13 protein-coding genes are annotated in these 16357 nt (G+C 39.0%); 1 reads left to right on the forward strand and 12 read right to left on the reverse strand.

The features are described 5' to 3' along the window. The first annotated feature begins 166 nt into the window (after window positions 1-166). Entirely contained in the window at window positions 167-1351 is a 1185-nt protein-coding gene (locus tag GQR87_RS17880) for an ABC transporter substrate-binding protein (protein ID WP_158971704.1), read from the forward strand. Here the strand turns inward: GQR87_RS17880 and mutT are convergent. From mutT to murD, 12 genes are all read right to left on the reverse strand, one after another. Next, window positions 1348-1737, reverse strand: a complete 390-nt coding sequence (gene mutT, locus GQR87_RS17885; protein ID WP_158971706.1) for an 8-oxo-dGTP diphosphatase MutT — start codon at window positions 1735-1737, stop codon at window positions 1348-1350. The genes GQR87_RS17880 and mutT overlap by 4 nt on opposite strands. Before the next feature lie 68 nt (window positions 1738-1805). Then, window positions 1806-4520: a preprotein translocase subunit SecA gene (gene secA / locus GQR87_RS17890; protein WP_158971708.1), complete on the reverse strand. Its 2715-nt coding sequence runs from the start codon at window positions 4518-4520 to the stop codon at window positions 1806-1808. Window positions 4521-4671: 151 nt separating this feature from the next. Further along, entirely contained in the window at window positions 4672-5580 is a 909-nt protein-coding gene (locus GQR87_RS17895) for a M23 family metallopeptidase (RefSeq protein WP_158971710.1), read from the reverse strand. Window positions 5581-5885: 305 nt separating this feature from the next. Further along, on the reverse strand, window positions 5886-6800 hold the full coding sequence (gene lpxC, locus GQR87_RS17900) for a UDP-3-O-acyl-N-acetylglucosamine deacetylase (RefSeq protein WP_158971711.1): 915 nt from the start codon (window positions 6798-6800) through the stop codon (window positions 5886-5888). Window positions 6801-6956: 156 nt separating this feature from the next. Beyond that, window positions 6957-8129, reverse strand: coding sequence for a cell division protein FtsZ (gene ftsZ / locus GQR87_RS17905; RefSeq protein ID WP_158971713.1), 1173 nt, complete (start codon window positions 8127-8129; stop codon window positions 6957-6959). An 82-nt stretch (window positions 8130-8211) separates the two neighbouring features. Beyond that, window positions 8212-9441, reverse strand: coding sequence for a cell division protein FtsA (gene ftsA / locus GQR87_RS17910; protein ID WP_158971715.1), 1230 nt, complete (start codon window positions 9439-9441; stop codon window positions 8212-8214). Between the two features lie 43 nt (window positions 9442-9484). Then, on the reverse strand, window positions 9485-10243 hold the full coding sequence (locus GQR87_RS17915; RefSeq protein WP_158971717.1) for a cell division protein FtsQ/DivIB: 759 nt from the start codon (window positions 10241-10243) through the stop codon (window positions 9485-9487). Then, window positions 10240-11190, reverse strand: coding sequence for a D-alanine--D-alanine ligase (locus GQR87_RS17920; RefSeq protein WP_158971719.1), 951 nt, complete (start codon window positions 11188-11190; stop codon window positions 10240-10242). Before GQR87_RS17920 ends, GQR87_RS17915 begins: the two co-directional genes overlap by 4 nt. After that, a complete protein-coding gene (gene murC / locus GQR87_RS17925) occupies window positions 11187-12641 on the reverse strand; it encodes a UDP-N-acetylmuramate--L-alanine ligase (RefSeq protein WP_158971721.1) in 1455 nt (484 codons plus the stop codon). The genes GQR87_RS17920 and murC overlap by 4 nt, the downstream gene beginning before the upstream one ends. Continuing rightward, window positions 12638-13729 (reverse strand): undecaprenyldiphospho-muramoylpentapeptide beta-N-acetylglucosaminyltransferase, encoded by a 1092-nt coding sequence (gene murG, locus GQR87_RS17930; RefSeq protein ID WP_158971723.1) that lies wholly within the window; start codon window positions 13727-13729, stop codon window positions 12638-12640. The genes murC and murG overlap by 4 nt, the downstream gene beginning before the upstream one ends. Continuing rightward, window positions 13726-15048, reverse strand: coding sequence for a cell division protein FtsW (gene ftsW / locus GQR87_RS17935; protein ID WP_158971725.1), 1323 nt, complete (start codon window positions 15046-15048; stop codon window positions 13726-13728). Before ftsW ends, murG begins: the two co-directional genes overlap by 4 nt. Next, window positions 15045-16352 (reverse strand): UDP-N-acetylmuramoyl-L-alanine--D-glutamate ligase, encoded by a 1308-nt coding sequence (gene murD / locus GQR87_RS17940; protein WP_158971727.1) that lies wholly within the window; start codon window positions 16350-16352, stop codon window positions 15045-15047. Before murD ends, ftsW begins: the two co-directional genes overlap by 4 nt. Window positions 16353-16357 lie beyond the last annotated feature (5 nt).

Below are 16357 nucleotides of genomic sequence, written 5' to 3' on the forward strand. Positions count from 1 at the left end.
TTTTAATACCATCAAGTGTTCATTTTCTAGATTCTGTCGCTCTATTTATTTGATGGAGTTATGGAGCATACAAACTAGTCTTTTCGAATGGCAGTGTTAAACTATAAACGCAAATTTACTAAAACTTAGCACTCGATTCATTACGAAAATATCAAGGAACTTGAACTTGAAAGCAATTAATAAAACCATAATATTTCTAAGTCAGCTAAGTTTGTACATTATGCTATTTTCTTTTTTGACCAGAACGACTATTACCCAAGCTGCTGAAAAAACGACAAAACCTAGAGTATTGTTTATTTATCCTGTAGAAAAAGGATTTCCTTTTTGGGATTCTCAAGTCAATTTCGCCCAAGCCGTTTCAGACACTTTAAATTTCGAATTAGACGTTGCGTATCCACCAGAAGAGTTTAGAGACAGATTTGGTGCTTCAATTTATATTCAAAATATTCTCGATTCACAAGCACAAAAACCAGACCTCATAATCACTTCCTTTTGGGTGGGCTCAGAAACAAAAATACTAACCTTGCTAGATGATAGAGAAATTCCATTGATTTCTATAAATTCAGATATTTCGCCCACTCAATTTTCTGAACTAGGACTTCCAAGAGAACAATTCCCCCTGTGGCTAGCGCACTTATCGCCGGATGACACATTGGCAGGAGGTCAATTGGCGACAGCTATTTTACAACATTCTAGAGCCAATAGATGCCCTTCTTCACATTGTAACGTGAACATATTTGCTATCACTGGAGCGAGCTATTCAGCAGTTAGCAAACAACGTATTAACGGCATGAATAGTGTTTTGCAAACCGATAAAAATAATAAGCTACTTAATATTGTTTACGGCAATTGGGAGCGAAAATTAGTGAAGAAGATGACAAGTACCATTTTTAAGCGTCACGAGGATATACATGCTTTTTGGATAGCGAGTGATGTTATGGCTTATGGTCTACAAGATGGAATTGAAGAGTTTAATCTTATGCTGCCAAAAAGCACAGTAATCGGTAGCATGGATTGGTCACCATCAAGCATTGATAAAATCAAAGATGGAAGTCTCAATATGAGTCTAGGAGGGCATTTTCTAGAAGGGGGACTAGCACTAATTCTATTTTTTGACTATCTAAACGATAGAGATTTCAAGCAACAAACTGGCACTGTCATTAAAACTAAAATGAGCCTTTTAGACGTTAGTAATGTAGGTGAAATGGGGGCTTTTTTAAAGCACCCCAAATGGTCTGAAACACGTATCAATGGATACAGTAAATTTTTAAATCCTCAGCGAGAAAATTACAACTTTAATCCGCAAGAAATAATTATGGAACAATTAACTCCCCATGCCAACAATCATTAGTACTCTTGCTGTAGAAGCTTAATAATGTCTACGTTTGCAGCCGGAAATTCATATTGATTAAGCTGCCCAATCGCTACCCATTTTGCTAATTGACCTTCTTGCTGTGTGGCCTCACCGTTGAAATCATCAACTAAATGCACGTTCAATCTGACCTTTTTATCACCATAGTCATGTTCAATGATCAAGAATTCTTGTTGAGAAACAACCTCAATACCAATTTCTTCTTTTAACTCGCGGCTTAATGCTTGCTCAACAGATTCACCGACTTCACACTTTCCTCCTGGAAATTCCCATTTGCCCCCTTGATGCAAAGAATCAGCTCGTTTACTGATATAAATATTGTTAGCCCTTTTAATCACACCCACCGCAACATCTATTACTTTCAACTCTTTTACTCCTGAAACAAAAAATCGGACTTTCGTCCGACTTTTAAAGTTTATTAGCTAACAATTTATTAAGTTAATTTACCATGGCATTGTTTATATTTTTTACCAGAACCGCATGGACAAATATCGTTACGGCCGACCTTAGGTGTATCACGAACTACAGCTCTTGGCCCTTGATTTTGCTCTTGTGATTCAGAATTTTCATTAGGTGAATTATGTTCAAAGTTTTTAGGTGTATCATCAGCCTGACGTCTCTGTTCTTCTACCGCTTCTACGTCCTCTTGAGCTTTAACTTGTACCTTACTTAGAATTGTCACCACTTCTACTTTCAAGTTTTCTAACATTTCAGAAAACAACTCAAAAGACTCACGTTTATATTCTTGTTTTGGATTCTTCTGAGCATATCCACGTAAATGAATACCTTGACGAAGATGATCCATAGCCGCTAAATGCTCTTTCCAGTGGCTATCCAAGTTTTGCAACATCACTGCTTTTTCAAACTGATGTATAACTTGTGGGCCAACAATTTCTTCTTTAGCTTTATAAGCGTTCACGACTTCTTCTAAGATACGCTCACGGATTACTTCTTCATATAACTTATCGTCTTCATCAAGCCATTTTTGCACAGGTACTTCTAATAAAAACTCACCTTTAAAGCGCTCTTCTAAGCCAGCTACATCCCACATTTCTTCTAAAGATTGTGGTGGAATATATTGATCAACTATACCACTTACCACATCTTCTCGAATGGCTGCTATTGTGGCACTTATATCACCTTCATCTAATAACTCATTACGCTGTTCGTAGATTACTTTACGTTGATCGTTAGCTACGTCATCGTACTCAAGTAATTGTTTACGCATATCAAAGTTACGACCTTCGACTTTACGCTGGGCATTTTCTATAGCACGAGTGACCCAAGGGTGTTCTATTGCTTCTCCTCGTTCCATACCTAGACGTTTCATCATATTGCCCATTTTCTCAGAAGCAAAGATACGCATTAATGCATCATCTAAAGATAAGTAAAAACGTGAAGAACCTGCATCACCTTGACGGCCTGAACGACCGCGCAACTGGTTATCTATACGACGAGATTCATGGCGCTCGGTGCCAATAATATGTAAACCGCCTGAAGCAATAACGGCATCATGAGCAATTTTCCAATCTTCTTTAATTTTTTCTACTTTGCTAGGTTTAGGATCATGAATTTTATCAATTTCAGCCTGCCAATTACCGCCTAAGACAATATCAGTACCACGGCCAGCCATATTAGTGGCTATTGTGATAGCCCCAGGTTTACCCGCCTGAGCAATAATGTCAGCTTCTTGTTCATGAAACTTAGCATTCAATACTTTATGAGGGATTTTATGTTTCTTTAATATCCCTGAGATAAGTTCTGAATTTTCAATTGAAACAGTCCCCACTAACGCCGGTTGTCCACGTTTAACACAGTCAAGTATGTCTTCGACTATGGCCTCGTACTTTTCTTCAGCAGTCAAAAAGATAAGATCTGCCTTATCGTCACGAAGCATAGGTTTATTTGTCGGGATAACTACTGTATCTAAGCCATAAATACTTTGAAATTCGAAAGCTTCGGTATCTGCCGTACCAGTCATTCCTGATAGTTTGTCATATAATCTAAAATAGTTTTGGAAGGTAATAGAAGCTAAGGTCTGGTTTTCGTTTTGAATATTAACCCCTTCTTTAGCTTCAACAGCTTGGTGTAACCCTTCTGACCAACGACGGCCTTCCATAGTACGACCAGTATGCTCATCAACGATAACAATCTCATTGTCTTTAACTATGTAATCGACGTCTTTAGAGAATAACTTATGAGCTTTAAGTGCTGCATTTACATGGTGAAGAAGAGAAATATTGGCTGCTGCAAACAATGATTCATCTTCAGGCAAAATGCCTTCACGTTGTAAAACTTGCTCTACAAAAATTTGTCCATTTTCAGTTAAATGGATTTGTTTACCTTTTTCATCAATAGTGAAATGACCTTCACCAACTTGACCTTCTTCGTCTTCTTTTTCTTGTTGTACTAACTCTGGGATCACCACATTTATTCGACGATACAACTCAGAACTATCTTCAGCCTGACCAGAAATAATTAAAGGGGTTCGAGCTTCATCAATTAAGATTGAGTCAACTTCATCAATTACCGCAAAATGTAATGAACGTTGCACTCTTTCTTCAGGGCTAAAGGCCATATTATCCCTAAGATAATCGAAACCGAATTCATTGTTAGTTCCATAGGTGATATCAGCAGCATAAGCTTCCTTTTTTTGCTGATGATTCATTCCTGGGATATTACAACCAACAGACAACCCTAAAAATTCAAATAATGGTTTACTCCAATCAGCATCTCGACTAGCTAAATAATCATTGACCGTAATAACATGCACACCTTTGCCTGATATTGCGTTTAAATAAGTGGGTAAAGTAGAGGTTAATGTTTTACCTTCACCAGTACGCATTTCAGAAATTTTGCCTTGATGTAACACCTGCCCACCTAACATTTGCACATCAAAATGGCGCATGTTGAAAACACGTTTACTGGCTTCACGCACCACGGCAAATGCTTCCACTAAAATGTCATCTGTCGATTCATCTTTTTCTAAGCGCTGTTTAAATTCTGACGTTTTAGCTTGCAGTTGTTCGTCACTTAAGCCTTCATATTCAGTTTCAAGCTGATTAATTAAGGTGACAGATTTACTAAGTTTTTTTAACGTACGGTCGTTACGACTACCGAAAATTTTGGTGAGAATACTCGAAAACATCGATTTACAGCTTCCAATCTAAATGATTAATTCAATTACACACTTGAGTGTGTTAACCCCTAAGGCATAAGCCTTTATACTAAAATAAACAATCGGCTCACATGGAGCCGATTTTATATTACAAATTTTTTACTACTATTATATCCAGCTATTAAGAGCCTTTTCGATAGACAAAAGGTAGCGGATCTAGTTGTTTGCCTTTACGTAAAACTTCGTAATGAACATGAGGGCCAGTAGAGCGTCCTGTACTTCCCATTACCGCAACACTTTGTCCTTTAGTGACAACATCACCAATTTTTACTTTAACTTCTTTATTATGGCCATAACGAGTTTTTAACCCTTGCCCATGATCTATTTCTACTAGTTCTCCGTAGCCATAGCGACTACCGGCCCAAGTGACAACTCCAGCCCCTGTTGCTGTAACAGCACTACCTTCTTTACCAGCAAAATCTAATCCTTTATGCATAGCGGGCATACCATTAAACGGGTCTTTGCGCACACCATAATAAGAAGACAACCAACCGGATTGAATCGGTTTACCTGCTAACTGGCTCTGTTCTTCTATATGGTGACTTAATAAGATAGATTCAAGTGCAGACAGTTGTTGAGACTTATCTTGAATGGTTTCTAACATGTTTTCCATTTTCACCAATAACTCATCTTGGGCTTGTAACTCAACACCTGACGTATTTAGAGGCCCGCCCATATTAGGCTCTTGGCCAAAATTAAATTCATCTGGATTTAATTTTGCTTGGGCAACTAATCTTGAACCTAAGGCGTCCAAGCGCTGAATTTGGCTTTGCATTTCAGCTAATTTTAACAACATGCCAGAGTAACGTTGTTTAGTTGTGTCTCTTAATAGTTCGATTTCAGTTGCTTGTTGTTCAAGTCCAGATTGCGCATATTGAACTCGTGCAATACTTTCTTCAGGAGAGGTCGTCGAGCGACTAGACACTAAAAATAATCCGCAGGCAACAAGCAACATTATCGTCAATTTTTGTCGATTTATATCCAACGCAAAACGTCGGTTGTTACTTCTAAAAAGCAAAGTTAATTTCATTGCAGATATGGACCTTAGGTATTATCAATATTTGGTATGTGAAAAGATTAAGCTATAGAATGAAATTGAGATACTTTATGCAGGTATCTAAGTCATTACTTACTGTTTGTTTTATGCACAAACTAGTAGCTATATATCACCACTTCACAAAGATTACCATATAAGTCACATTATCTAAAATGACTTATAACAATCTAAAGCAATAATATCAAAGCTTTGTAGCGTAAACGATTTGACAACTACAGTACTTAATTTAGCAAAAATATATTCGTTTACTGGAGGGAAACAAGGTTTTGGTAAACTAATTAGTTTACCAAAACTGGGGATGCATAACTGATAGGCATTTGTTCGGGAGTTTCATAACCTACAAACTCCCAACATTCAGTATTGTTTAATAAAGCATTCAACAATTTATTATTTAAACCATGACCTGTTTTATAGGCAACTAGTTCACCAACAATACTGTGGCCACATAAATATAAATCACCGATTGCATCTAGAATTTTATGTTTTAAAAATTCATCGCTATAACGCAAACCTTCAGGATTTAATACACGATACTCATCAAGGGCAACTGCATTTTCCATGCTGCCACCTAAAGCTAAGTTAAGTGAATTCATGTATTCAAGATCTTTCATAAAACCAAAGGTTCGAGCACGACTCACTTCATTAACATACGAAGATGAATCAAAATCTAACACCATATGCTGACGAGTTTGACTTATAACAGGGTGATCAAAGTCGATTCTAAAGTCTACTCTAAAACCTTCATATGGACGAAGTTCAGCCCACTTGTCACCCTCCTCAACTCGAAGAGGTTTAATTATTTTAATAAAGCGTTTAGCGGCATTAAGTTCTTCGATACCAGCAGATTGTAATAAAAAGATAAACGGACTCGCACTACCATCCATGATAGGAAGCTCATCACTGTCGACTTCAACAATAATATTGTCAATCCCTAAACCCGCTAAGGCTGAGGCCAAATGCTCGACAGTAGAAATCTTCGCACCATCGGCATTACTAATACATGTACAAAGCATAGTATCGCCTACAGAATCTGCTCTAGCAGGGATATCCGCATAAGGCTCAAGATCAACGCGGCGAAATACTATTCCAGTATTCGCAGGCGCAGGCCGGAGAGTCATAGTGACCTTGTCACCTTTATGTAGACCAATCCCTGTCTCTTGAACAGATTGTTTAATGGTACGTTGTTTAATCATAAACCTTTTTAACTCAATAACTTATTAGAATAAAAAGCGGCGCATATAATACATTAAAACATAGTGCGCTGTCAAAAAACTGTCATATATCGCCTTTTATAGGTGTATTATCCCATAATAGTTATATTCACAGCCTACTCTATTGTTAGAGTCAATTTAATCAGCTTGTTTGCGCAAAAATGCTGGAATATCTAAATATTCCAAATCACTTGCCGCTTCAACTTTGTCTTCCGCCACTATCGTTTTAGCAGTATCAGGCATTGCACTCGAACTAGGCATAGATCCAGACCCATTAGCTTGCAATTTAAATTCACCACTATCAGCCATCACTTTAGCAGCGCGGCTAGAAACTAATGAAATATCAGGTTTACGCTCAGCGCCAATACCTGTAGCAACTACAGTTACGCGCAGTTCGTTAGTCATTTCCATATCAATTACAGTACCAACAACCACAGTGGCATTTTCTGATGCAAAAGCTTTTACCGCATTACCGACAGTCTCAAATTCATCGATAGAGAAATCAGGACCAGCAGTGATATTAACCAAAATACCTCTAGCGCCAGATAAATCAATATCTTCTAATAATGGACAAGCAATAGCAGATTCAGATGCTTCTTCAGCTCTATCTTCACCACTTGCAGTACCACTACCCATCATGGCCGTGCCCATTTCAGACATGACTGTTCTCACGTCGGCGAAATCCACGTTAATTAAACCTGGGCGTGTAATCAATTCAGCAATACCTTGAACTGCACCACTTAAAATATCATTGGCCGCACTAAAAGCTTGTAACAAAGGAGTGCCCTTGCCCATTACTTTTAATAACTTTTCGTTTGGAATCGTAATCAGAGAATCAACGTATTTAGATAATTCTTCGATACCCTGATCAGCAAAATCGGTACGTTTTTTACCTTCAAAAGGAAAAGGTTTAGTGACAACAGCCACAGTTAAAATACCTAATTCTTTTGCTACTTTAGCCACTTCTGGTGCAGCGCCTGTTCCAGTACCACCACCCATACCAGCGGTAATAAATACCATGTCAGCACCTTCTAAGCTTTGACGTATGGTTTCTCTGTCTTCTTCAGCCGCTTGGCGTCCAATATTTGGATTAGCACCCGCACCTAGACCTTTCGTCACACCAGAACCAATTTGTAAAGTAACATTGGCTGTAGAACTGCGTAACACTTGGGCATCAGTATTGATGGCGATAAATTCTACACCTTCAATATTTTGCGCAACCATGTGTTCAACAGCATTACCACCGCCGCCACCAACACCAATAACTTTAATTACCGCTTCTTCGTTATGACTATCCATTAACTCAAACATATTTACTCTCCGGTTTGTACATAAAAGCAGTCAGGGTTAAATCCTTGCCTGCTGCCTATTTTTAGCGTTTAAATACGAGTGATTAAAACTCGTTATTAAACCAACTTTTAATTCTTTGCCAAACACCATCGCTGGTTTTGTTTTTGGCACTCAATTGATTAACTAAGTGTTCTTTGCCGTACTGTAATAACCCTACAGCAGTAGCAAACTTAGCGTCTTCTACATATTCTGATAAGCCTTTCATTGCCAATGGTGCGCCGACACGAACTGGCATTTGGAAAATTTCTTCAGCAAATTCTACAGCCCCTTCCATTTTCGCGGTCCCACCTGTTAACACAATACCTGCGGCGATTTGTTCTTCTAAACCACTGCTACGAATTTCATCGTGTACCAGTTCAAACAATTCTTGGTATCGAGGTTCAATTACCTCAGCCAGAGTATGTCTCGACATAGCTCTTGAAGGACGACCACCAACACTATGTACTTCAATACTTTCTTCCATACTCACCATGTCTTTTAAAGCACAGGCGTAGTTAATTTTTATTTCTTCGGCATGGCTAATTGGCGTGCGAAATATTTTCGCTATATCACTGGTTATTTGATTACCCGCAGCCGGGATCACTGCCGTATGACGAATGGCCCCATCGGTATAAACCACTAAATCTATGGTGCCACCACCAATATCAACCACACACACACCTAATTCTTTTTCATCATCTGTGACCACAGCATAACTCGATGCTAGAGCTGAAAATATCAACTGATCAGCGACTAAGTCACAACGTTCAACACATTTGACTAAATTTTTTGCCATATCATCAGCACAAGTAATAATATGCGCTTGGGCTTCCATTCTGACGCCTGACATACCAATAGGATTTTTTATTCCTTCTTGCACATCAATAGTGAATTCTTGAGGTAGTACGTGTAATAAACGACGCTCAGCTGCAATAGGCACAGAACGAGCAGCATGCACTACATTATCAACATCTTCTTGGGTCACTTCCTGATTATTAATCGGTACCATGCCACTTTCATTTTGGCACTTAACATGTCGACCAGAAATAGACATAAAGACTGATGAAACACTACAATCAGCCATTAATTCCATTTCATGCACAGCACGCTTAACAGATTTGACCACCATATTCAGGTCGTTCACACCGCCTTTATCCATACCTTTGGATGAATGAGTGCCTACTCCAACAATGCTAATAGAGTTGTCGTCTAACAATTCACCTACAACAGCTTTTACATCACTGGTGCCTATGTCTAAGCCAACTATCAGCTTTCTTTCTGTACCTTTAGACATATTGCTTCATTCTCACGGTATATAACTCTCTTTAATTTTAGTGTTAGGCGGCTTTATCTAAGGTTTTCCAACCTACAGCCAAACCAGTGTCATAACGTAAATCTACGTAATCAATTTGTTTATTTTGTTTTGAAATTAGTGGTAATAAATCCACAAACCTCTGCAATCTATCGATAAATTCAGTGCGACCTAAATTTAACTTCACGCCATTATTTAATTGTAAATTCCAAGCAAATCTTTCACTTAAAAACATTTCTATAATATGTAACCCAGTTACATCTAACAAAGACTGCATATTTTTATAGCCTTGCAAGGCTGTTTGTTCACTGCCTCCAGGCCCAAACAAATTGGGTAGCTGCGAACTCATAACTAGATCGTCTTCATCTAGTTGGGCATTAAATGAATCACCATACTGATTTAACAACATGTCTCCATTCCATATCGCAGCAGGTTTCTGTTCTACAACATATATTTCCAAGCCGCTGGGCCAACGTTTCCTTACTGAAGCTCGATACACCCAAGGCATTGCTTCGACAATTTGATGGGTTGCTTCCACATCAAGTTCAAAAAAACTACCTGGCTGCGTGCGCCTAACCAAATTTTCAATTTGTTGATCTTCAATAAAATGTCTGTCTCCAGAAATAAAAATTTCTTGCACAGGCGCTTGTTGTTCATCCTCTAACCAAGCATGCAATTTTAAGCCTGCAAAAATCAACAGCACCATCACTATGATAAAAAATACAAGTCCCAGATAAAACTGAGGACCTTTATTTGGCTTATCTAATGATGGCAAATCACTCATCTTATTTGATCCGAAGTCGTAAGCACTGCAAATGATAACTCCGCGAAACTGAACCCAGCCTGTTTTGCAGCCATTGGCACTAAACTTTTTTCAGTCATCCCAGGTGCTGTATTTGCCTCTAACAAATAAAAACGTCCTAACTGATCACGCATGAAGTCGACACGTCCCCAACCAGAACCCGCAACCGCATCAAATGCTTCTAAAGCCAATTCAGCTAAATGGCTTTCTTCCTCTACGGATAAATCACTTGGACAAGAGTACAGGGTGTTATCAGACTGATATTTAGCTGCATAATCATAAAATTCGCGTGGGGTAGACATACTAATCGATGGCAAAGCATTGCCATTCAATATGCTGACAGTATATTCTGAACCATGAACGAACTGCTCAATCAAAACTTTATTATCATATTTAAAAGCGTCTTGAATGGCAGTTTCTAGTTGTAGCGCATTTTTCACTCGGGCCATACCTATGCTAGATCCCTCTTGCGCAGGTTTAACCATTACTTCTTCCCCTAAGCTGGCCATTATAGCCCCGCATGATCCTGCATCAAAGCTTCTTTTATCAGCAATTTTGTAATTTGCTGTGGGTAAACCTAGACTTTGCCAAATTTGTTTACTGCGGATCTTGTCCATACATAAAGCAGAGCCTAAAACGCCGGTCCCCGTGTAAGGTAAATTAAGTAATTGTAATGCACCTTGCAAGGATCCGTCTTCTCCTCCACGGCCATGCAAAGCAATGACCACACGGTCAAATTTTTCTGTTAATAGCTCTGTTAATGCACGCTCTGCTGGATCAAAGGCATAAGCGTTCACCCCCATTTGTTGCAAGCCTGCTAACATAGCTTTACCTGAGTTGAGAGACACTTCACGTTCGGCAGAAGTCCCCCCTAACATAACGGCTACTTTGCCATAATCAGCGGCTGTTTTATTGCTTAGCTCAATCATTGCTCTAGCCCTTTACTTAACAAATCGGGCTTTAATTCGGTTTTTTGTAAGAACTTAGCTATTTGACCAATATTCCCAGCGCCTTGGGTCAAGACTATATCTTGGTCATTCAAGGTTTTAGCTAATAATTTGGGTAATTCATGAATATCAGAAACATAAATCGGTTCTAATTGACCACGTTGACGAATGGAACGACAAAGTGAACGACTATCCGCACCATCAATCACATCTTCACCCGCGGAATAAACCTCTAGTAAGAGCAATACATCGACTTCTGACAAGACTTTGACAAAATCTTCATATAAGTCTCTAGTGCGGGTATATCTGTGGGGCTGATATGCCATAACTAAACGTCTATCAGGCCAATTATTTCTCGCTACGGCAATTGTCGCAGCCACTTCTGTTGGATGGTGACCATAGTCATCAACCAAAATAATTTGCCCATTATCAGTTTTGTAATCACCTAAAAATTCAAACCGTCGACCAATACCAGAAAAGCTTCCTAAAGCTTCTACAATGGCACTGTCAGCTACACCTTCGTCACTCGCTACAGCTATGGCAGCCAATGAATTTAATACATTATGATGACCAGGAATATTCACTGTCACTTTTAATGGTGGTAAATCTTTGCGTATTACATCAAAGGTGCTTTGGTTAAAACCAAGTTGAATATTGATTGCTCGCACATCTGCCGATTCCGACACACCATAAGTTAAATACTTACGACCAATACGTTTTAATAATTTCTGGATCACAGGATCATCTATACACAACACAGCTAAGCCGTAAAAGGGCAAGTTATGCAGAAAATCAATGTAAGTATCCTGCATCTTGTCGAAGTCACCTTGATAGGTTTCCATATGATCGGCTTCGATATTGGTCACCACAGAAACCATAGGTTGTAAATGCACAAAAGAGGCATCACTTTCGTCAGCTTCAGCAATTAAATATTGGCTATCACCTAGGCGGGCATTAGTCCCTGCACTATTTAATAAGCCACCAATCACAAAAGTAGGATCAAGATCCGCTTTAGCAAAAATAGTAGCGATTAAACTGGTTGTTGTCGTTTTACCATGTGTTCCCGCAATGGCAATACCATGGCGAAAACGCATTAATTCTGCCAGCATTTCAGCCCGGCGAATAACTGGAATACGTTTTTCGTTAGCAGCAGCTATTTCTGGATTAGTGGGATCAATCGCACTAGACACCACTACTACATTAGCTAATTCAACATTTGACGCCAAATGACCAAAAAAGATAGTGGCGCCTAGATTATGTAACCTATCTGTCATACTGTTAGCTTGGCGATCTGAGCCAGAAATAGCATAACCTTCATTCAATAATACTTCTGCTATACCACCCATACCTGCACCACCAATCCCCACAAAATGGATATGCTTAATTCTGCGCATTTCTGGTACATGATAATGAATGGGACTTTGTTTTTTCATACTGCTTGCTCGCTTAACTCAATACAAAAATGTGCGACTTGTTGCGCAGCATCTAAGCGGGCCAGGGTTCTAGCCTGTTGACCCATTTCTAATAATTTTTCTGGTGAATGAATACATTCGCTTAATATTTTATTCAAACTGCTTACTGACAACTCTCGTTGTGGTAACAAATAGGCTGCCTTTGCAGCCACTAACACTTGGGCATTTTTAGTTTGATGATCATCCACCGCATGAGGCAGAGGAACAAAAATAGCCGGCACACCTGCAGCTGCAACTTCAGCAACGGTTAATGCTCCCGCTCGACAAATCACTAAATCTGCCTGTGCATAAGCCGCAGGGATATCATCAATAAACTCAGATAACTGATAAGCCTGTTCATCTATGTTTAATACTTGATAAGTTTGCTGCACTTTCGCTAAATGCCCCGCCCCTGTCTGATGTACAACCATCACTTGCTGCTGTAGATCTTTAATCACTAAAGGCACTGTCTCATTTAAAATTTGTGCCCCTAAACTGCCACCTACCACCAAAATATTGAGTGGTACATTGACTTTTTCTTGAGCAATAACTTGTGCAAATTCAGTTCGAACAGGATTTCCTAGCCAAACATATTTACTCTCATCACCTGCCGCCTGATTAACAAAGGTGTTATCAAATCCAGTAAAAACACGACTTGCGATTTTAGATAACCACTTATTGGTTAAACCAGGTACTGCATTTTGTTCGTGTATAACTAAGGGAATACGGTTCAACCAAGCAGCAACCCCACCTGGTCCACTAGCAAAGCCGCCTAAGCCTATGACTATGTTTGGTTTAAATTGTTTAATTACCTTATGGGCTTGGTATATTGATTTAATGATTTTAAAAGGTGCAGCTAATAATTTTAATAAACCATTATTCCTCACACCTACAACATCAATAAAACTAATATCATATCCCGCTTTGGGCACAATTTTCGCTTCCATCCGGCCTTGAGTACCTAACCAATGAACCTGCCAACCAGACTTTACTAATTGATCTGCCACTGCCAATCCAGGAAAAACATGACCACCAGTACCACCAGCCATAACTAAAATACGTTTAGTCATATTGGCCTCCCATTGGAGTCAGGGACCATTTGAACATCTTCAATTACGTCTTCCAGCACATCGGTTACTTCTTGTTTAGCTGACCTGTCAGTGCGTTTTTTCTTAACTTTATTTGCTGCGCCCTTATTTAACGCTTGCACACCATCTACTCTAAGTTCGAAATCGATTCTGATTAATAAAGCCACAGCCACGGCCATCACAATGGCACTGGAGCCGCCATAACTTAATAAGGGAAAGGTTAATCCTTTAGTGGGTAATATGCCTGCACTGGCGCCAACATTGACAGCTGTTTGCAAACTAAACCAAATACCTATGGCATACGCCAAATAAGCGTCAAAAGGACGCTCTTTAGTCAAAGCCACATTGCCAATACGCAGGGCTTTTAATACTATGCCCAACATAAGCAGCAACACAGCCAATACTCCGACAAAACCTAATTCTTCAGCTAATATAGCCATAATAAAATCGTTATAAGCTTCAGGTAAATATTCAAGTTTTTGTAAACTATTACCTAAACCTTGACCAAAGATTTCACCACGGCCATAGGCCATTAACGATTGGGTTAATTGATAACCGCTACCAAATGGATCAGCCCAAGGGTCAAGAAATGATGTCACCCGTTTAACTCGATACTCTTCAAAAACAATTAAAACAACCACAGCTAAACTGCCGGCTATCACTAAACTAAAAAATTGCCATAACTTAGCGCCAGCCAAAAATAATAAACCAATAGTGGTACAAAACATCACCACCACTGTCCCTAAATCAGGTTGCATCAATAATAAAAAGGCCAAAACAAAAAACACGCCTAATGGTTTAATAAAACCTTTGATATTTTCGGTCACTTCTTCATGACGACGCACCAAATAACCCGCTAAATAACAAAAGAAAAATAACTTTGCCGGCTCTGCCACTTGTAAAGTAATAGGCCCAAATACTAACCAGCGTGTACTGCCATTAACTGTACGTCCAATTAACAATACAGATATTAATAAAAGCAGTGCCAATAACAGTAACCAGACATTACTCATCCGCCACCAACGCATAGGAATCTGTACCACACACATAGCAGTGATCAACGCCAAAACGATATAAATACAATGTCTAATGGCAATATGAAACGGGTTATGAAAAATACGTTCTGCAGCGGGCATAGAAGCAGAAGTCACCACCACTAAACCAATAGATAACAAGGCAATAGCTAAAAGTATCAACCAAGAATCATAAGGTTTAAAACTTGCCTGAATATCCACTTTGTCATGCTTTTGCATAAACAATTGCCTTAGTGGATTAGTGTATTTTTCTGTCATACTTGTCATGTCACTATCCTCTGAACTGCGTGCACAAAACAATTCCCGCGTTCTTGGTAGTTAGCAAACATATCTAAACTAGCGCATGCTGGTGACAACAAGACTATATCGCCCGCTTCAACAAGTTGAGATGCCACTGTTACCGCATCTTCAATTGACGCTACAGCCATACTATTTTCTTTCAAAGCGGCTATTTTATCGCCATCCTTCCCTAGGGTAATTAATACACTCACGTCTTGCTGTAAACAGGTTTGTAAAGGCGAAAAATCAGCGCCTTTACCTTCACCACCAGCAATTAATACTAATTTGCCTTGGCAGTTTTTGTGTAACCCTTTAATTGCCGCCAGCGTGGCTCCTACATTGGTTGCTTTGGAGTCATTTATCCAACGTATATTTTGTTGTATAGAAACGGTTTGGCAACGGTGTTCTAATCCAGCAAACGTTGTCGCCCCTTGTTTAATACTGCCTTTATCAATTCCAGCCAATAAACATAGAGCTGCTGCTGCTTGGATATTTAACATATTATGTTCGCCCACTAATAGGCAGTCGGCACTATTGAGAAAAGGAAAACCAAGATACAAAATACACTCATTGGTTTTATCCCAAGACCAACCAATATCATTAAAACTCAAACCAAAAGTGGTATCTGCATGTACATGACTTGTTTGGGCAAACTTATCGTCTCGGTTGAATACCGAAAATTGTGCATTATCGAATATTTTTAATTTAGCTTGTTGATAATTAAATAAGCTGCCATGTCTATCTAAATGATCTTCACTAACATTTAATACCGTTGCTGCAAAAGGGGCCAATGAATATGTGGTATCTAACTGAAAGCTAGATAATTCCAGCACAATAATATCGGCTTCTTGATCTAAAAGTTCTAATACTGGTACCCCAATATTACCGCCCATTAGGGCTTTTTTACCTGCTGCTTGACACATTTCTACCACTAAATGGGTCACAGTTGATTTTCCATTAGAGCCCGTAATAGCAATAACGGGAACTGTATTAAAGTGTGCGAATAATTCAATATCGCCAATAACCTTTACACCATGATCTATTGCCTGATAAATAGCAGAACTATTCAAGTTAATCCCAGGGCTTGCGACAATAAGATCAGCTTCACATAAAATGGCAGGATCAAATTCGCCTAAAAATACAGGAACATCTAGGTCGACAGTTAACTTATTCCGACTATCCATAGCCACAACTTTAGCTTTTTTAGCTAATAAAAAACGTACGCAAGATAAGCCCGTAAGACCCATTCCCAACACTACGATATTTTTATTCACTAAATCTAAACTTGTCATTGACA

It is taken from the genome of Paraglaciecola sp. L3A3 (assembly GCF_009796765.1).
Taxonomy (GTDB): domain Bacteria; phylum Pseudomonadota; class Gammaproteobacteria; order Enterobacterales; family Alteromonadaceae; genus Paraglaciecola.